Below are 19,438 nucleotides of genomic sequence, written 5' to 3' on the forward strand. Positions count from 1 at the left end.
TTTTTTCAACAGCATGAAGAAAATAAGTACTAATATCAGTACTCATTTTTCTGTTTACTGACTATCTATTAAAGTAAAGTTTTAACGATCCATAAAAAATAATTTCAATCCAATTCCTGTGAAAATTGCACCTTGTGCTAGATTGATAATTTTAGAAGATTTCTCATTTTGTAACAGTTTTTCACCTAAGCTACCTGCAAAAATCGCTATAATAGAAAATACAACTAGAGTTAATATCATAAAAGTTAATCCTAAAACGATCATTTGTAGAGGAATTGCCATACCGCTCTTGTCTATAAATTGGGGTAAAAATGCTAAAAAGAATAAAGAAACTTTTGGATTTAATACATTCATTAAAAACCCACGTCGGTATAAAGCAGGTAAAGTTTGTTTTTTAGGTTTCGTAAATGAACCTACTTCATTACTTGAACGAAATGCCTGATAAGCTAAGTAAAGTAAATAAATAGCACCTAAGTATTTTAAAATGGAAAAAGCGATATCTGATTTATATAAGATGGCAGATAATCCAATCGAAGCAGCAAGTGTATGAATTGTAACTCCTGAACAAAGGCCAAATGCTGTTGCAATACCTGCTTTTTTTCCATATGAAATACTTTGTGCCATAACAAAGATATTATCTGGTCCAGGTGCAATTATTAATAATAAAGATACACCTATAAATGATAAGTAAATTGTTAAATCCAATTAAATACCTCCTTTTATGAATTTAGTAGAATTTAATATTCATACTTTAACACATTAGTGGCACGAAATAATAGGTAAAAAGGAAAGAAGGGACTAGAAAAAGATGAAGGATGAACTTATGAGTGAGAAGGAAAAAATGATAAATGGGGAGCTATACTTAGCGTGGGATCCCCAGTTGGTTGAAGAGAGAGTTAATGCTCGACGTTTAACACGTGAATTTAATTTAACACTTGAGACTGAAAATAGTAAAAGGGAAGATCTATTAAAACAGTTATTTGGTTCGACTGGAGAGGCCTTGTACATTGAACCGACATTTCGTTGTGATTACGGATACAATATTCATGTGGGTGAAAATTTTTATGCTAATTTTGATTGTGTCATTTTAGATGTATGCCCTGTTCATATTGGAGTAAATTGCTTTATGGCACCTGGTGTACATATTTATACTGCTACACATCCACTTGATCCAGTTGAACGAGCTAGTGGAGCAGAGTATGGTAAACCAGTTAAAATTGGTGATAATGTTTGGATTGGCGGAAGAGCAATCATTAATCCAGGGGTGAAAATTGGCCATAATGTAGTGATTGCATCTGGTGCTGTTGTAACAAAAGATGTGCCTGACAATGTGGTCGTTGGGGGAAATCCAGCGCGAATTATTAAGGAAATTAAGTAAGAGAATTTTGGGGAAAGTCCTTTATAGAAAATCTCACAGTGTGATGAAAATTTACCAATGTGGAAATGGAGAGGCTATATGTTAAATCTATTTTTGATTTGCATAGTACTAAGTTTTCTTTTGTTAGTTTATATGTTTAGAGAAGCCCAATTAAATATAGTAAGAAAACATGAATTTTCTTTTTCAAATACTCCTCTTGAAAAGCCGATTAGAATATTTTTTATATCTGATATTCATAGAAGAAAAATACATTCTTCTATTATAGAGAGAATGACAAATCAAGTTGATCTTGTCATTATTGGTGGAGACTTAGTAGAAAAGGGAGTTCCTTTTAATAGAATCGAAGAAAATCTTCAAAAACTAAGTAGTCTAGGGAAGGTCTATTTTGTTTGGGGTAATAATGATATCGAAATTGAAAAGAAGGATTTACTGACTATTTTTAATAGATGGGATGTAACTGTTTTAAAAAATTCTTCTGTTACGATCAATCATTTGCAAAGAACATGGGCATTAATTGGAGTAGATGATTTGAAGACAGGGCATGTTGATATTGATCTTGCCTTTCAAGGTGTTGAGCAAGATGGATTTAAGCTTTTAGTTAGTCATAATCCAAGAGTGTTGAAATTATTAAATGAAGAACATGGAGTATCACTTGTTTTAAGTGGTCATACGCATGGGGGGCAAATTAGGATCTTTGGATATGGACCTTATGAAAAAGGAAAAACTCATATGTATAATGGTATTACACAATTAATAAGTAATGGATATGGAACAACATCCATACCGTTTAGATTAAGTGCAAGGCCAGAAACTCATTATATTGTTATTAAAAATATATAAAATCAAATAATATAGCCTGTTCATCAATTAGTAAAAGTTGTCGAAGTTCGACAACTTTTTTTTAGATTATTAAAGACGCATTAAAAAAGATGTAAATATTAGGAGAATTCAAATGATTTGTTTGAAAAAATCCAGTAAAACCATTAAAATCCCCCAAATTATAATATGTATGTTCTAATTAAGGAATAAAAGAATTTTCAACGCAACTTATCANNTGATAAGTTGCGTTGAAAATGAATGAAAAATTACGGAATTCCCCCAATACACGATATTTGTCGACTTTAGTAAAATTGTTTTAATATTAAAATCTTATGAAAATTAGTAAGGTTCTAATATTTCATGAAAATTGACTATCAATCAACATTATTAAAGGGGGAGAACGAATTGGGAAAGTACAAAATTAGAAAAGTACTTGCTAAGGCAACAATCGGTGGCTTATTACTTACTACGTTAGTTCCATATAATGTTTTGGCTGCTTCAGGCATTCAAAATACGATACTAGGATCAAGTGGTACAAGTAATCAGTCTAAACCATTAAATCTTACGACTGAGCAGTTAAATGCACTTAATAGTTTCAGTACAGAGAGTGAGATAAAAGTAGCTCCAGAAATTAATGTTAATAGCTCTGCGCCTGTTCGGGTTATTGTACAATTCAAGCAGGCTCCAGCAAAAGTGGCAGTTATTCAACAACAAGTAGCTGGAAAAGAACTTTCATTAACTGAAGCAAAACAAGATGTAAATGAAAGTCATAAACTATTTAAAGAATTTATTCTAAGAATGGTACCATCAAAAGGTGAAAGAAATGGTACCAGTCATTATTCTATGGCTCCTAATACTGATTCTTCTGCTAATTCAACGAATCAATCTGAAATTAAAATTACGAATGAATATAAGAGCGCGTTTAACGGGGTGGCGATGACACTTCCTGGTACTTATGTAAACCAGCTTTTAGAGTCAGGATTAGTCAGTAAAATTTTTAAAGATGAAGTTGTAAAGCTTGATCCAAGTGAACTAGAAGGTCCAACTAAAACTACTTCTACAAAAGCTCAAGCGAAAACGTCCGTAACAACATCTGTTAAACAACAATCTACAGTAGAGCAAAATAATTATCCGAACACAATCGAAGAGAACTCAATTCCATTACCGGGAATAGAAGACTTGCATAAAGAGGGGATTAAAGGTAATGGAATTAAAGTCGGTGTACTTGATACAGGGATTGATTACAACCACCCAGATTTATCAGATGTATATAAAGGTTATAAAAAAGTAAATGGACAAGATCCAGCTAGCATAGATCCTAATACTGTTAAAGGATGGGACTTTGTTGATAATGATGCTGATCCAATGGAGACAACTTTGGAGGATTGGAAAAATGCTGGATCACCTGTTGTTGAAGGACACACATATGAGACGTATCACGGTACGCACGTGTCAGGAACGATTGCAGCGCAAGGGAAAAACAACGTAGACTTTCCTGCTCTAGGAGTGGCTCCAGATGTTGAATTATATAATTATCGTGTGTTAGGTCCTTATGGTAGTGGAAATTCGAGTTCTATTATTGCGGGAATTGATAAAGCCGTAAAAGATGGTATGAACGTTATCAACCTGTCACTAGGTTCTCCAATTAACAATGCGTTAGCTGCAGAGTCGGTGGCAATTAATAATGCTACAATTGCAGGTGTAACTTGTGTCATTTCAGCAGGTAACTCAGGTTCAAATGAAGGGACGCTTGGTTCACCAGGAACAGCAGCATTAGCTATTACAGTTGGGGCTAGCGATTTTTCAATGAATATCCCTACAGGATCAGCAACTGTTGGAAATGAAGCGTTCAATAATATGAAGCTTTTTGGTAGAGGCTTTAATGATAATTTAAACTCGTTAGTTGGCAAATCATACCCTGTTGTTTACGTTGGTTTAGGTGGGGAAAACGATTTTAAAGATGCCAATGGACAAGCAATTGATTTAACGGGTAAAGTTGCATTAATTCAACGTGGTACGTATGGATTAGCTGATAAAGTTAAAAATGCAAATAAAGCTGGTGCAGCTGCAGTTATTCTTTATAACAATGTAGATGGTGAAATTGACTCTTATTTAGCACAAGATACTGGTCTTATACCGACTTTCCGCCTGACGAAAGCAGACGGAGAACGATTTAAAAATGCAGCAACTGCTGAATCTATTAAATTCACTAGCATTGGCTCGATTTTGACAGAAGGTAATAATCTAGCAGGATTTAGCTCAAGAGGTCCAGTTACTGGTAGTTATGATATTAAACCTGATATAGTAGCACCAGGTGTATCGGTATATTCTACTTATCCAGAATATATTCATAGTCCAGAAGATGGTATCGATTATTCATCAGCTTACGCGCGCATTTCTGGAACATCAATGGCATCACCTCATGTTGCGGGAATTGCAGCTCTTATTTTACAAGCTCATCCAGACTACACACCTGCTCAAGTTAAAGAAGCGTTACAGAATACAGCAGATAAATTAAAAGGTGACTATTCTGTGTATGAAGTAGGAGCTGGATTAGTTGATGTGAAAGAAGCAGTTCATTCAGATGTTTCGATTGAAGTTCTGAACCAGACCTTAAACTTTGATGCTGGAAGTGGTACTAATAAGCTGATTGACGATAAAACTGGATCGATTGTTTATGGTACGATCTATAAAAAAGCAACAGGTTCAAATACTGGTGTTAAAAATTTCTCTATTAAAAATAAAGGTACACAATCAAAACAATTTGATATTAGTTATGAATATTCGAAAGCGAAAACTGGTGTCCTAGACGCGGTTTCAAATAATGTAGTCATAACGACATCTACTCAATCAGTTACTGTTGATGCTGGAGCTTCTTCAAATTTAACAGCGACGATTAGTGTTCCATCAACTGCTCAATCAGGTAGATATGAAGGTTATGTGAATGTTGTGAATCATGATAATCCTACTGAGAAATATCGAATACCGTTTGCAGTACGTGCAGTAGAACTAGGGATTGGAAGCAGTTCATCTGCGAACCCGGCTGTCAGTCAGGTGAGTTGGCTGCCTGCGCACCCATTTATGGGTCAGCCAGGTATAGCATATTTAAAATACAGATTAAATAGTCCGATGAAGTCAGTTCGAGTAATTCTTTATAACAAAGATGGTCGACCATTAGGAACGACATCTAAAAATGAAGAAGTTTCAAATGCGGCAACAAAAACGCTTAATCAAGATATATGGGCAGGAATTGCTACAAATGATTACCTACCATACGTTGGCGATCCAAAGGATGAGATTGTGGATGTAAACGCACCACACGGTAAATTAACAGAAGGTCAATATTTTGCAAAATTAAGATTTACAGACATCGACGGCACAACTAAATATGAAACACCATTGCTACCGATTGTGATCGATAATAAGTTACCTGAGCTGACATTCAAGGACCATGCACCAGGTAAGGTATACGAGTTAAAAGATTCGGACTTTACAACAGAATCATATGAAGGTGTTGCGTATAATGCATTTTGGGTTCATACAAAACTTTATGATGAAGGAACAAGTAAATTAGCACCTTTTGGAATCACTCAATCAGATAACACGCTTTGGTATTACTACAACCAGAAGATATTCCCAGATGGAGATTTTCCAGTTGATTCAGATGGAAATGCGAAATTCGCTATCGAAAGACAGGATATCGAGAATGGTCCAGCTACCGTTACTCTATTCCCAATGGATAAAGCAGGAAATGCCCATCTGTTAAATGAATTTTATAATTATGCGTTTATTAAAGAAGGTTCACCTTATGTTGTTCCATCGTACGATAAACATAAATTATATAAAGATGAAACATTGACGATGACTTTAAGTTTGAACAATGTTGAAAAATTGATTTCTGGTTCATATAACGCTAGCTTCTATAATGATTATCTTAAATTTGTTGATGTAAAAGTAAATCCAAAGTTCAAAGAATATGCAGATGCAAATGGTCTAACTGTGAAAGTAGACGAACCAGTCGTTAGTCCAAACCCAGATGCGAGTAGACAAGATATCGTAAAAGTAGGTGCACATGTTAGCGGAAATGAAGGGTTTAGTGGCGACATGCCATTCCTTGATGTCACTTTTAAATTATACAATGATGAGTATAATATTCTTTACTCAAATATTAATCCAGAACTTAATACAACAACGTTTTCTTATACGAAAAAAGGTGAAACGGAAACGACAGAAATCCCTGCGTTTAACCAAATTGATAACTTTAAAATTATTCAAACTCACTCTTATGTAACGTCATATGCACGTTTACAAGGAGTAGGATCACCTTTAAAAGATAGTGGGCTTTCGAAGTTTGTAACAAGTGCCTATGCTCAAAGTTCTGATGGGAAAAAATACCCAGGAACAGTTGATGAAAAAAACTATATTGATATTCATAGTATTCCACTTTCAAATGACCCATACGATATCGTAGTTGAAGCGCCAGGCTATTTAAAAAGTATCCAAAAAGTGAAGCTAGGTACAAAAACAACTTGGGGCGAAGACGTGGGTGAAATAAAATTCATCGCAGGTGCTCAACCGCAGGCTTTAGCTGGAGAGGTAAATGGCGATGGTATAATCGATGTCTTAGATGCGAAGCAAGTATTTGATAAAATGGGACAACAGGATAATGTGAATTATCTAATTGAAGATTTTAACAAAGACGGTATTGTTGATAAAAAAGACATGCAGTCTGTTGCAAATAATATTTATAAATCAAATCCAGATGTAACGACAAAACCAAAAGAAGTAATCAAAGTTGACGGTAAAGATATGTACGCCACAGATTTCTTCAATTTAGCAAAAGTATACAGCAATGTAAACACGTTTAAAGTTGATTCAAAAAAGGCTAGCTCAGCTACACTTAATTGGTTAGCGGTAGATCCTGCTGGTGTAAACGGCGTGAAAATTCAGCAACAATCAAGTAAGGACGGTATCACGTGGCCAGATAACTTTACTTGGACGGACGCAAAACTGGAAACACCGATTACAATTAGCTCAACAAGTGCGAAAGTGACAGAATTAAGTGATAGTACGTACTACCGTTTTAGATTGGTAGTAACGGGTGGTTTGAATGGAACACTTAACGGTGGTTATTCGAACGTTATTCAGGTGACAACATTACTTTTAACACCAACAATTGATGTAATTGATGATAATGATACAACGATTACTGGTAAAGGAAATGCAAATGTTAATATTGTTGTAAAGAATGATGGCAATGTAGTAGGTACAGGGAAAACTGATGCAAGTGGTAACTATACTATTCAAATTAAATCACAAATTGCAGACAGTGTATTAACAGTAAGTGCTACTAATGAGTCTGGAAATCAAAGTGAACCAGCATCGATTATTGTATTAGACCGTACAGCACCAAACGCACCAGTCGTTAATAAAGTAACGAAAAAAGATCAAACTATAACAGGTAGAACTGAAGCAAATGCGAAGGTTATGATAAAAATCAAAAATGAAACAAGTGAAGTACAAGCAGATAAAAATGGGTACTTCAGCTTAGCAATACCTCATAGAAATTATGGTGAGTTCACTGGAACTGTCATCTCTGTTACGGCAAAAGATGCAGCAGGGAATGTAAGTGTTGCAACTGAAACAGTCGTTTTAAACAAATAGTAATAAAAATGGAGAGCCTCTGAAAATGGGGCTCTCTTTTTGATTTAAATGTCCAAATCGCAAAAAAAGCCATCTAGAAAAAAACTGGATAAAAGAAGTTTCCTATATAAAAAGGTATTTTGTTACTTTATGGCGAATAGTTTATACGTGTATTTTTCTTTGGAGGCTAGAAAAAATGAAAAAGGTTTTAGTATTAGGTGGTACGAGGTTTTTCGGAAAACGACTTGTTCATAAATTAATAGACAAAGGTTATGATGTTTCAATCGCGACAAGGGGTCTTACGGAAGATAGCTTCGGTGATCAAGTTAATCGCTTTGTCATCGACCGACGAAATCCTGAGACTTTAACTAGTTTAAGTAATCATAATTGGGACCTAGTTTATGATAATATTTGTTATACTCCAAATGAAGCGAAAGAAATTATTAAACTACTAACTAATCACGTTAAAAAATATATTTTTACTTCATCTTTAGCAGTATACGATACTGGATTAAATCATGTGGAAAGTGACTTTGATCCATTCATTTATCCAGTTGAGTATAACAAAGATAATGAATATTCTTATGCGGAAGGGAAACGCCAGTGTGAAGCTGTTTTATTTCAGGAAGCAAATTTTCCAGTGTTTGCAGCTAGATTTCCAATCGTATTAGGACCAGATGATTATACTAAGAGATTGCTTTTCCATGTTGATAAAATTTCAAATAATGAAGAAATGATTATTTCTGATTTAAACAAAGAGATGACCTTTATTGATTCTGATGAGACTGCTGAGTTTTTACTTTGGTTAGGCGAAAATGAATCGATTAAAAGTGGTCCTTTTAATGCGTGCTCAAATGGTAGTATTCCATTTAAAGAAATCGTAAACCTTTGTGAAAAGGAAACGGGAATAAAGGCTATTATCAGCTCTAGTGGACCTATCCAACACCAGTCACCATTTGATGCATATAGCAATCAATCTTTGAGCAATGAGAAAGCAAAAAAAGAAGGATTCCAATTTTTAGAAGTACATGATTGGATGAAGAGATTGATTCATCATTATTGTTCACGGTAAAATGTTCACAAAATATTCGAAAAGTAAAATTCCGAATTTCTGGAATTTCCAGGTTTTCGGAATTTTATTGGAGTGGAATTCCGAAACTTCGGAAAAACTCCATTAAAAATAGTTTGAAAATTATAAATTACCCTAATATTATTAGTTTTATAAAATAAATAAATATAGTGTAGACAAAGTCCTAAAAAAATTTTGATGTTCAAACTGATTGAAAACGTTTGTCTTTCGAGGCNNTACCCTAAACGGTAATGAGCACCGGAAGCAGACGAAGAAAGATGAAAGCGGGCGTTTGGCGGGCAGTCTGAACAAAATCCAATAATAACTTGGCATACTATTTGCTTAAATAAGAGCAGAGGACAATCTGTTTGAAAGGAGCAAAATACAGTAAATAGTGGAATTTAAACTAGTTTACTAGTTTGAATGAAAGCGTTGTCAAAAAGTGCCAATACGTAAAGATAACAAGGAGGTTATTATGGAAATCTTAATTATTTTATTAGCATTAGGACTTTTAATGTTTGTTGCTTATCGCGGGTTTTCTGTTATTTTATTTGCACCAATTTGTGCTTTATTTGCAGTACTTTTAACTGAACCAAGTTATGTTTTTCCGTTCTTTAGTAATATTTTTATGGAAAAAATGGTTGGTTTTATTAAGCTATATTTCCCTGTGTTTTTACTTGGAGCAATATTCGGTAAAGTTGTTGAAATGTCAGGAATTGCTGAATCAATCGCAAAGACGATTATTCAAGTAGTTGGAGCAAAAAGAGCAATTTTAGCGATTGTATTAATGGGAGCAATCCTAACATATAGTGGAGTAAGCTTGTTTGTTGTTGTATTTGCTATTTATCCATTTGCTGCAAACTTATTCCGTGAAGGGAATATACCAAAACGATTAATTCCAGGAACAATAGCACTTGGTGCGTTCACGTTTACGATGGATGCATTGCCTGGTACTCCACAAATTCAAAATGTTATTCCGACTACATTTTTCAAAACAGATATTTATGCTGCACCATTTTTAGGTATTCTTGCAGCAGTCTTTGTACTTGCATTTGGTCTTTGGTATTTAGAATCTAGACGTAAAAAAGCAGAAAAAGCAGGTGAGGGTTATTTAGGGTTTAATGGAGAACTAGCTGCTGCACAGGAAACTCAACCAGAAGTTCCTTCATTAACGACCAATACTCCTACAACAGTTTTAAAACAGATTTTAGCATTTGTTCCACTATTATTAGTTGGATTTTCAAATAAATTTTTTGTTGTTTCATTCCCAAAATGGTATCCAAATGGATTTGACTTTAAATCAATCGGACTAGAAGCTTTTGGGGTTGTTCAAATTCCTGCAGTTGTTGGTATTTGGTCAGTTGAATGTGCTCTAATTATTGGGATTCTTTCAGCGATGATTTATGGCTATAAGAATATCCGTACAAATCTAAAGACAGGTATGAATGCAAGCATTGGTGGAGCACTACTTGCTTCGATGAATACTGGTGCTGAATATGGTTTTGGTGGAGTAATCTCTGCTTTACCTGGATTTGGAATGGTAAGTAAAGGGATCTCTCATACATTTACCGATCCATTAGTAAATGGAGCTGTGACAACTACAACATTAGCGGGTATTACAGGTTCTGCATCAGGAGGTATGGGTATTGCATTAAGTGCAATGTCAGACAAATACATTGAGGCAATTAATAAATACAATATTCCGCCAGAAGTTATGCATCGCGTTATTTCGATGGCATCTGGTGGTATGGATACTTTGCCACATAACGGTGCAGTCATTACATTATTAGCTGTAACTGGTTTAACACATCGCCAGTCATATAAAGATATTTTTGCTATAACAATTATTAAAACAGTTGCAGTATTCTTTATCATTGCAGTATTTAAACTAACAGGACTTGTTTAAGTACGTTAAACTACTAATCTTACTTTTGAAGGGAGCAAAATAATGGGCAAGAATAAGGTAATTACTTCAGTTGAAGAGGTTGTTTCACAAATTCATGATGGCGCTACTATTATTGTAGGTGGCTTTGGTCTTTGCGGTATTCCTGAAAAAATGATTTTAGCATTACGAGATAAAGGGACAAAGGATTTAACAATCGTAAGTAACAACTGTGGAGTTGACGATTGGGGACTTGGACTTCTACTCGCAAATAAACAAATTAAAAAAATGGTTTCTTCATATGTTGGTGAAAATAAAATTTTTGAAAAACAGTTTTTAAGTGGTGAGCTTGAAGTTGAGCTAGTTCCTCAAGGGACTTTAGCAGAGCGTATTCGTGCAGGCGGCGCTGGAATCCCAGGATTCTACACAGCTACTGGCGTAGGAACTCCAATTGCAGAAGGAAAAGAACATAAAGTATTTAACGGTAGAACTTATTTATTAGAAGAGGGAATCGTAGGTGACTTTGCATTTGTTAAAGCTTGGAAAGCTGATAAACAAGGAAATCTAGTTTTTAGAAAAACTGCTCGTAACTTTAATCCACTTGCAGCAATGGCTGGAAAAATTACAATTGCAGAAGTTGAAGAGCTTGTAGAAGTTGGGGAAATTGATGCTGATGCAATTCATACACCGAGTATTTATGTACAACATGTATTCCACGGTGAAACATACGAAAAACGAATTGAACGTAGAATGACTACAGGAGTATAGGAGGCTAATAACATGAAAGATATTCGTCAATTAATTATTCAAACTGCAGTTAAAGAAATTCAAGATGGCATGTACGTTAACCTTGGAATTGGACTACCTACTTTATTAGCGAACTATCTTCCAGAAGGCATTGAAGTAATGCTACAATCTGAAAATGGTTTACTAGGAATTGGACCTTATCCAACAGAAGCTGAAATTGATGCTGATTTAATCAATGCAGGAAAAGAGACAGTAACTGCAGCTAAAGGAGCTTCTTATTTTGATAGTGCTGAATCTTTTGCCATGATTAGAGGAGGTCATATCGATTTAGCTATTTTAGGAGGTATGGAAGTCTCTGAAACTGGTGATCTAGCAAACTGGATGATCCCTGGGAAAATGGTAAAAGGTATGGGCGGTGCGATGGATTTAGTAAATGGCGCTAAGAAAATCGTCGTTGTCATGGAACATGTTAATAAATATGGTGAGAGTAAAGTTAAAAAAGCTTGTACTTTACCTTTAACTGGAAAAGGCGTAGTTCATAGATTAATTACTGAATTAGCAGTTTTTGATTTTACAGAAAAAGGTATGGTTTTAGTAGAGTGCGTTGGAGGGGCAACGATTCAAGAAATTACTGAAAAGACAGAAGCTACTTTTACAATTAGCCCAAAATTATTAAATAATGTGAACTAGTCTTTTAAGGGAGGCAAACAAATGCAGCAAATGCTTTCTGAGAAGGTTGCACTAATAACTGGTGCCGGTAGTGGAATTGGCTTCGAAATTGCTAAAACCTTTGCAAAACAAGGAGCATCAGTTGTGTTAACCGACTTAAATGAGGAAAATGTTCAAAAGTCAGCTTCTTCATTACAAGAGTTAGGTTATCATGCGATCGGTTATGCATGCGACGTAACAAATGAAGAACAAGTAGTTGACACGATTCATAAAGTAATCGATCAATTTGGTGAATTACATATTTTAATAAATAATGCTGGTTTACAATACGTATCATCAATTGAAGATTTCCCTACTGAAAAATTTGAATTACTTGTTAAGGTTATGTTAACAGCGCCTTTTATCAGTATTAAACATGTATTTCCAATCATGAAAAAGCAAAAGTATGGACGAATAATTAACATGTCTTCGATTAATGGATTAATAGGATTTGCTGGTAAAGCAGCATATAATTCGGCGAAGCATGGAGTAATTGGTTTAACAAAGGTGGCTGCATTAGAAGGTGCTTGTGATGGGATTACAGTTAATGCAATCTGTCCGGGTTATGTTGATACACCACTAGTTCAAAACCAATTAGCTGACTTAGCAAAGTCAAGAAATGTACCACTTGAAAGTGTAATTGAAGAAGTAATTTATCCATTAGTACCTCAAAAAAGATTACTTTCAGTAAAAGAAATCGCAAACTATGCAGTATTTCTTGCTAGTGAATACACTGGTGGGATCACGGGTCAAGCAAATGTAATAGACGCAGGATACACAGTACAGTAGGTCAGGAAAAGAAGGCAGGAATAACTTCCTGCCTTATCCTTTCCTAAACACCTTAGTTCCTGCTTTTAAAGTGAGGTATGGTATGAATAGCATGATAGAGAGCCTTCCACTTGGTTGGATTCAAGAGATTATAAATCTTGCAACTGAATGGATTGTTGTAGTTAACCGCGATGGAAAAATTTTGTATATGAATGAATCGTATTGTGAGTTTGTTGGGCGTACTTCTAATGAAGTAATTGGTATGGCAGTTGAAGACGTTATTGAAAATTCAAGAATGCATATTGTGGCTAAAACTGGTCAGGCAGAAGTGGCAGAAATACACCCAATAAAAAATACGGAAATGGTAGCAAATCGTTATCCACTTTATGTAGGGGATGAATTAGTAGGTGCTGTCGGAACAGTAATGTTTCGAAATGCTCAAGAGTGGATTGAGTATTCTAAAAAAGTAGAACCACTAGTAGAAGAATTAAATTATTATAAAAGAAAATTTGAGAAAGAGTTAAGTAGTAAATATAGCTTCAATCAATTAATTGGTGAAACACCTGTTTTCAACGCTGTAAAAAATTTGGCAGCACAGGTATCCGCAAGTTCATCTGCAATTTTGCTTTTCGGAGAATCAGGTACTGGTAAAGAATTATTTGCACACGCAATTCACGATGCTAGTCCAAGAAGAAATTTTCCGTTTGTACGAGTGAATTGTGCTTCAATCCCAGAACACTTACTAGAATCAGAGCTTTTTGGTTATGAAGAAGGTGCTTTTACAGGTGCAAAAAGAGGTGGGAAAAAAGGAAAGTTTGAAATTGCGAACCGAGGAACGATTTTTCTAGACGAGATTGGTGATATGTCTTTGCATATGCAAAGTAAATTACTGCGAGTACTTCAAGAAAGAGAAATAGAAAGAATTGGTGGAAGTTCTCCAATCTCCATCGATGTACGAGTTATAGCTGCTACTCATCGAAATCTTGAAAAAATGGTTGTATTAAAAGAATTCCGTCAGGATCTGTATTACCGCTTAAATGTAATTAAAATAGACATTCCTCCACTTAGATCAAGGATAAATGATTTACCTCTCATAGCAAATTCGTTACTAAAAAAACTCGAAAGGAAATTTCATAGAAACGGTATTCAAATTTCAAATGAAGTTTTTCAAATTCTTAAGTCACATCATTGGCCAGGAAATATTCGAGAACTAGAAAATGTACTTGAGAGATGCATAAATGTCCTAAATGGTAAAGTGATTACACCAAAGCAATTACCTCTCTATTTATATGAAAATCCAACCAATCAAAAAAATACATTTGAATTAGAAAAAGATGCATCTCAATTAAATAATCAAAAATCCTTAAAATCGTTAAAAGAAATGATTGAAGAGACAGAAAGGGAAGCAATTAAGAGAGCTCTAATTGAATCTCAAGGAAATAAGATTGAAGCTGCGAAAATGTTAGAAATAAGCAAGTCTACATTTTATGAAAAATGCAAAGCTTATAACATTAAAAATTAATTCGTTAAAAATGGTTTGGTTCATAAGGATAAAATAAAAAGGGGGAAATAAAATGCGTGAGAATGTTGTAATCGTTAGCGCTGTTAGAACTGCAATCGGAAATTTTAGTGGTACATTGAAAGATATAAGTGCGGTAGAACTAGGTGCTAAAGTGATTAAAGAAGTGATTAATAGAGCAGGTATTGAAGAGAATCAGGTTGATGAAGTAATAATGGGAAATGTACTTCAAGCTGGCTTAGGCCAAAATCCAGCTAGACAATCAGCATTAAAGGCGGGACTTCCAAATACAGTCTCTGCCATGACAATTAATAAAGTTTGTGGTTCAGGGTTAAAATCAGTCCATTTGGCGACTCAAGCGATTTTAGCTGGAGATGCTGATATTATCGTTGCTGGTGGTATGGAGAACATGAGTCAAGCTCCTTATCTACTCAAAGGTGCAAGAGATGGCTATAGAATGGGTAACCAAAAAGTTGTTGATAGTATGATTGCAGACGGACTTTGGTGTGCATTAAATGATTATCACATGGGAAACACTGCTGAAAACTTAGCAGTTCGATATGAGGTTTCTAGAGAAAAGCAAGATGAGTTTGCGGTAAATAGTCAACAAAAAGCTGAGATTGCAATTAAGGCTGGTAAATTTGAAGCTGAAATTGTTGCAATTGAAATTCCACAAAGAAAGAAGAATCCAATCATTTTTAAAGAAGATGAGTATCCTAAATTTGGTGCTACAGTAGAGAAAATTTCAACTTTAAGACCAGCCTTCGATAAAAATGGAACAGTTACAGCGGCAAATGCTTCGGGAATAAATGATGGCGCAGCTGCAGTTGTATTGATGAGTGAAAGTAAAGCAAGAGAACTTGGTATTAAACCGTTAGTAAAAATTAATGCGAATAGTAGTGCAGGCGTTGATCCGAGTATTATGGGAATTGGAGCGGCCTTTGCAGCTAAAAAAGCAATTGAAAAATCATCGATTGATTTAAGTGATATTGGCCTGATTGAAGCAAATGAAGCATTTGCAGTGCAATCGCTTTCTGTACTGAAGGAAAGCGGATTTGATGAAAATATAGTCAATGTTAATGGAGGGGCGATTGCATTAGGGCATCCAATTGGTGCAAGCGGGACTAGAATACTAGTTACATTGATTCATGAGATGAAGAGAAGGGAAACGCAATATGGTCTTGCAACGCTCTGTATTGGTGGCGGAGAAGGTGTTGCAACAATTATTGAAAATTGTTTTGAGTAAAGAATCATAAAAAAGCGGTAGGGCAAAATTTGCTCCTACCGTTTTATTTCTGTTTAGATAATTCTTACTGAAATAACGCCCTCAATCTCTTTTAATAATTGTTCGACTGGCTCGTTGATTGTTTCATCAAGGTCAATCATTGTATAGGCAAAAGCACCTTTACTACGGTTAAGCATATCAGCAATATTTACTTGATAGTTTGCTAGTAAACCTGTAATTTGACCGACCATATTTGGAATGTTTTTATGTGCGATCGTAATTCTCTTTTTCCCTGTATAAGGTAATTCTACATTTGGAAAATTAACTGAATTCTTTATATTACCTGTTTCCAAATAATTTTTTAATTGTTTAGCAGCCATACGCGCACAGTTCTCTTCTGATTCAGTTGTTGAGGCTCCTAAATGAGGAATCGGAATAACATTCTTCATACCAATTACCTTTTCATTTGGGAAATCTGTCACGTAAACTCCTACAGTACCGTTGTTTAGTGCATATTCTATAGCAGCATCTTCCACTAATTCTGAACGTGAGAAATTAAGTATTCTAACTCCTTTTTTTACGACTGATAACAGCTTTTCATTCACAAATTCTTTTGTTTCAGCTGTTAGTGGTACGTGAATCGTTATATAATCACATGTTGAAAAAATATGCTCCAAATTATCGATTCGCTGTACATTTCTAGATAAACGCCAAGCTGTTTCGACTGAAATATAAGGGTCATAACCATAAACTTCCATATCTAATGCAAGAGCATCATTTGCCACAAGTGCACCAATTGCTCCTAATCCAATAATTCCTAATTTCTTGCCTGCGATTTCTGTTCCAGCAAATTCTTTTTTACCAGCTTCTACAATTTTGGACACATTTTCTTCACCAAATAAAGAACGAGTCCATTCAATCCCTTCAATAATTCGGCGTGAAGAAAGAAATAAACTTGTCAAAACTAGTTCTTTAACTGCATTTGCATTTGCACCAGGCGTATTAAATACAACAATTCCTCTTGAAGTACATTCATCAATTGGAATATTATTTACGCCAGCTCCGGCCCTTGCGATTGCCTTAACACTGTTTGGAATGCTCATCTCATGCATACTATGACTTCTTAAGAGAATTCCATCTGGTTCAATTAAATCATTGTTAATGCTATAGTTTTCCAAAGGAAATTCTTTAATACCGTGCTCAGAAATATTATTCAACGTTTGGATTTTTATCATCTTACTATCTCCTCTAAAATTTTCTTTTCAAATCTGCTCATAAATTGAACTAATTTCTCAACGCCCTCTATTGGCATCGCATTATAAATACTAGCTCGCATTCCTCCTACAGATCGATGCCCTTCTAGATTCACAAGTCCAGCTGTATTTGCCTCAGCAAGAAACTGTTTATTTAATTCATCAGTAGTTGAAGTAAATGGGATATTCATAAGTGATCTGCTCTCTTTTTCAATTGGAGAAGAGAACAAGTCAGATTGATCGATAAAATCGTATAATAATTGAGCTTTTAATAAGTTATTTTGATGAATACTAGATAAACCGCCAGATTCTTTTATCCATTCTAAAACTAACATCGCTACATAAATACTAAATGTCGGTGGTGTATTATAAAGTGAAGATGCTTCCATATGTGTTTTGTAGTCGAGCATTGTTGGACAAAGTTTATCTGCATGACCAATTAGATCATCTCGAATAATAACAATCGTTAATCCTGCAGGGCCGATGTTTTTCTGAGCTCCAGCATAGATTAATCCGAATTTAGAGACATCAATTGGTTCGGAAAGAATATTTGAAGAAAAGTCTGCAACTAAAGGTGAAATTGTTTTAGGGTAAGTAGAGTATTTTGTCCCTTCAATTGTATTATTTGATGTAATATGTACAAAATCATATGATTCGCTTACATCTAAATCTTCTAAATTAGGAATATATGAAAAATTTTTATCCTCAGAAGAAGCGATAACATCAACAGCCCCATATTTTTTTGCTTCGGAAATTGCTTTTTTAGACCAAGATCCTGTATTAATAAAAGCAGCCTTTTTATACTTTTTTAATAAGTTTAGTGGAACCATTGAAAATTGAGTAGAAGCTCCACCTTGTAAAAACAATACTTTATAGTTTGTTGGAATTTCTAAAATTTCGCGTAATAAGCTTTCGCAGTTTTTAATAATTCCTTCAAATACAGTTGAACGATGACTCATTTCCATTACCGACATTCCAGCTTTTCCGTATGAAACAAGTTCATTTTGTACTTTTTCCAATACTGGCAGTGGTAAGACAGAGGGACCAGCAGAGAAATTAAACACACGGTTCATCAAAATCATCCTCACTTCTTATTTTTTTAATATTCTAACTTTAAACTACCGCCATTCGTTGGTCAATAAAAGATGAAATAAAATAATAAAAATTTCACAAAATGATATAATTTTCAAATTATATAGAGGGTCGTAAGTAATGGCAGTAAAGGAATTAGAAATTAAGTCGATGTACTTCTTCTATTACTCCCAGTATATTCTTAGTCCTGTTTTACACTTGCTTAAAAAATGAATAGTTTATGATAATAAAGGTAAATTTAAGGATTATATATTATTTAGTTAGGAGATTAAATGTTTTCTAAATGGTTTAATAATCCAGTTTACTTTCGTTATGCTTTTTATATTTCATTTGCTGTTACTTTGCTATTTAATCTAACTTGTTTTGAAAAAAGTGATAATTTTTATTTTATGTACATGCTTGTTACAGTCATATTTGGCTTCGGTTTTTATAAACGTTCTAATTGGATTATTTTATTAGTTGTTACAATTATAGCTCTTTGTAGATTTTATTTAGTTCCCCAGTCTGCACATATTTTTAGTTACTTAATTACATATTACTTAATCATGTACATATCAGTCGGTTTTATGAAGCAATATCAAAAGTAAAAAGTGGATCTTTGGAGTTAATCTTAGCACTTGCAAAGGCACTAGATTCTAGGGACAAATACACTGTGCATCATTCTGAATGTGTTGCTAATATTGCTTATAATATTGCAAAGAAAATGAAATTAAGTAAAGGTCTTTGTACAGTAATCCATCAGGGGGGATTATTACATGACATTGGTAAAATCGGGATACCGGAACATATTTTACTTAAGAACGAGAAATTAACTGACGAGGAATATAATACAATTAAACAGCATCCCGTTATCGGATATGACATAATCAAGCATATTGCCATTTTTAATGAAAATGGCATATTTGATATTGTTCTATATCATCATGAACGATACGATGGGAAAGGTTATCCAGAAGGGCTAAAAGGTGAGCAGATCCCATTAACGGCAAGAATTGTAGCAATAGCAGATAGTTATGATGCCATGATCTCAAATCGCTCATATCGTAAAGGGATGCCTGTAGAAGAATGTTTAAAAGATATAGAAAAGTTTAAGGGGATCCAATTTGATCCTAAGATTATGGATGTATTTCTTAGCTTATTTAATTCTGAGAATGAAATAATTCAAAAAAAGTAGCCTTATTGATGAAGGCTACTTTTTTGTTGTACCAACTTGGAATAGGTTGATTATGATCCCCTAAGATCGTTCGAACCCTTTTCAACATTGATTCAATTAAATGTGGTGTAGTCTTGTAGCTGACTGTAAAAAAGGAACCTTTTGTATTATCCGATTGTTTA

At 34.5% G+C, this 19,438-nt stretch carries 15 protein-coding genes; 12 read left to right on the forward strand and 3 right to left on the reverse strand.

Going from position 1 to position 19,438, the window contains the following annotated elements:
• Positions 1-81 precede the first annotated feature (81 nt).
• A complete protein-coding gene (locus COC46_RS19905) occupies positions 82-705 on the reverse strand; it encodes a LysE family translocator (RefSeq protein WP_098811645.1) in 624 nt (207 codons plus the stop codon).
• Positions 706-823: 118 nt separating this feature from the next.
• Between COC46_RS19905 and maa the strand changes: the two genes are divergently transcribed.
• The 10 genes from maa to COC46_RS19955 all read left to right on the forward strand — a co-directional run bounded on the left by maa (position 824) and on the right by COC46_RS19955 (position 15,779).
• Positions 824-1,378, forward strand: coding sequence for a maltose O-acetyltransferase (gene maa / locus COC46_RS19910; RefSeq protein ID WP_304362838.1), 555 nt, complete (start codon positions 824-826; stop codon positions 1,376-1,378).
• Positions 1,379-1,510: 132 nt separating this feature from the next.
• Positions 1,511-2,218, forward strand: coding sequence for a metallophosphoesterase (locus COC46_RS19915; protein WP_255294984.1), 708 nt, complete (start codon positions 1,511-1,513; stop codon positions 2,216-2,218).
• Positions 2,219-2,602: 384 nt separating this feature from the next.
• Entirely contained in the window at positions 2,603-7,861 is a 5,259-nt protein-coding gene (locus COC46_RS23050; RefSeq protein ID WP_176545236.1) for a S8 family serine peptidase, read from the forward strand.
• 175 nt (positions 7,862-8,036) lie between these two features.
• Positions 8,037-8,912, forward strand: a complete 876-nt coding sequence (locus COC46_RS19925; RefSeq protein WP_098811649.1) for an NAD-dependent epimerase/dehydratase family protein — start codon at positions 8,037-8,039, stop codon at positions 8,910-8,912.
• Between the two features lie 472 nt (positions 8,913-9,384).
• Positions 9,385-10,815 carry a GntP family permease gene (locus COC46_RS19930; protein ID WP_098811650.1) on the forward strand — a complete coding sequence of 477 codons (1,431 nt, stop codon included), beginning with the start codon at positions 9,385-9,387 and terminating at the stop codon, positions 10,813-10,815.
• A gap of 42 nt (positions 10,816-10,857) precedes the next feature.
• The gene (locus COC46_RS19935) at positions 10,858-11,559 is read left to right on the forward strand and encodes a CoA transferase subunit A (protein WP_098811651.1); all 702 of its coding nucleotides are present in this window, start codon (positions 10,858-10,860) and stop codon (positions 11,557-11,559) included.
• A 12-nt stretch (positions 11,560-11,571) separates the two neighbouring features.
• On the forward strand, positions 11,572-12,228 hold the full coding sequence (locus tag COC46_RS19940; RefSeq protein ID WP_098811652.1) for a 3-oxoacid CoA-transferase subunit B: 657 nt from the start codon (positions 11,572-11,574) through the stop codon (positions 12,226-12,228).
• Between the two features lie 30 nt (positions 12,229-12,258).
• Positions 12,259-13,035, forward strand: a complete 777-nt coding sequence (locus COC46_RS19945; protein ID WP_098811680.1) for a 3-hydroxybutyrate dehydrogenase — start codon at positions 12,259-12,261, stop codon at positions 13,033-13,035.
• An 82-nt stretch (positions 13,036-13,117) separates the two neighbouring features.
• Positions 13,118-14,536, forward strand: a complete 1,419-nt coding sequence (locus COC46_RS19950; protein WP_098811653.1) for a sigma-54 interaction domain-containing protein — start codon at positions 13,118-13,120, stop codon at positions 14,534-14,536.
• 52 nt (positions 14,537-14,588) lie between these two features.
• Positions 14,589-15,779 (forward strand): acetyl-CoA C-acetyltransferase, encoded by a 1,191-nt coding sequence (locus COC46_RS19955; protein WP_098811654.1) that lies wholly within the window; start codon positions 14,589-14,591, stop codon positions 15,777-15,779.
• A 53-nt stretch (positions 15,780-15,832) separates the two neighbouring features.
• Here the strand turns inward: COC46_RS19955 and COC46_RS19960 are convergent, their stop codons facing one another.
• Both COC46_RS19960 and serC read right to left on the reverse strand, forming a co-directional pair.
• Positions 15,833-16,993, reverse strand: a complete 1,161-nt coding sequence (locus COC46_RS19960) for a phosphoglycerate dehydrogenase (RefSeq protein ID WP_098811655.1) — start codon at positions 16,991-16,993, stop codon at positions 15,833-15,835.
• Positions 16,990-18,084 carry a 3-phosphoserine/phosphohydroxythreonine transaminase gene (gene serC, locus COC46_RS19965; protein ID WP_098811656.1) on the reverse strand — a complete coding sequence of 365 codons (1,095 nt, stop codon included), beginning with the start codon at positions 18,082-18,084 and terminating at the stop codon, positions 16,990-16,992. Before serC ends, COC46_RS19960 begins: the two co-directional genes overlap by 4 nt.
• 291 nt (positions 18,085-18,375) lie before the next feature.
• Between serC and COC46_RS22930 the strand changes: the two genes are divergently transcribed.
• Together COC46_RS22930 and COC46_RS22935 are read left to right on the forward strand one after the other, a co-directional pair.
• Entirely contained in the window at positions 18,376-18,690 is a 315-nt protein-coding gene (locus COC46_RS22930; protein ID WP_255294982.1) for a hypothetical protein, read from the forward strand.
• A gap of 11 nt (positions 18,691-18,701) precedes the next feature.
• On the forward strand, positions 18,702-19,277 hold the full coding sequence (locus COC46_RS22935) for an HD-GYP domain-containing protein (protein WP_255294983.1): 576 nt from the start codon (positions 18,702-18,704) through the stop codon (positions 19,275-19,277).
• Positions 19,278-19,438: the final 161 nt, after the last annotated feature.

It is taken from the genome of Bacillus sp. AFS041924, from assembly GCF_002577195.1.
In the GTDB taxonomy this organism is placed as follows: domain Bacteria; phylum Bacillota; class Bacilli; order Bacillales; family Bacillaceae_G; genus Gottfriedia.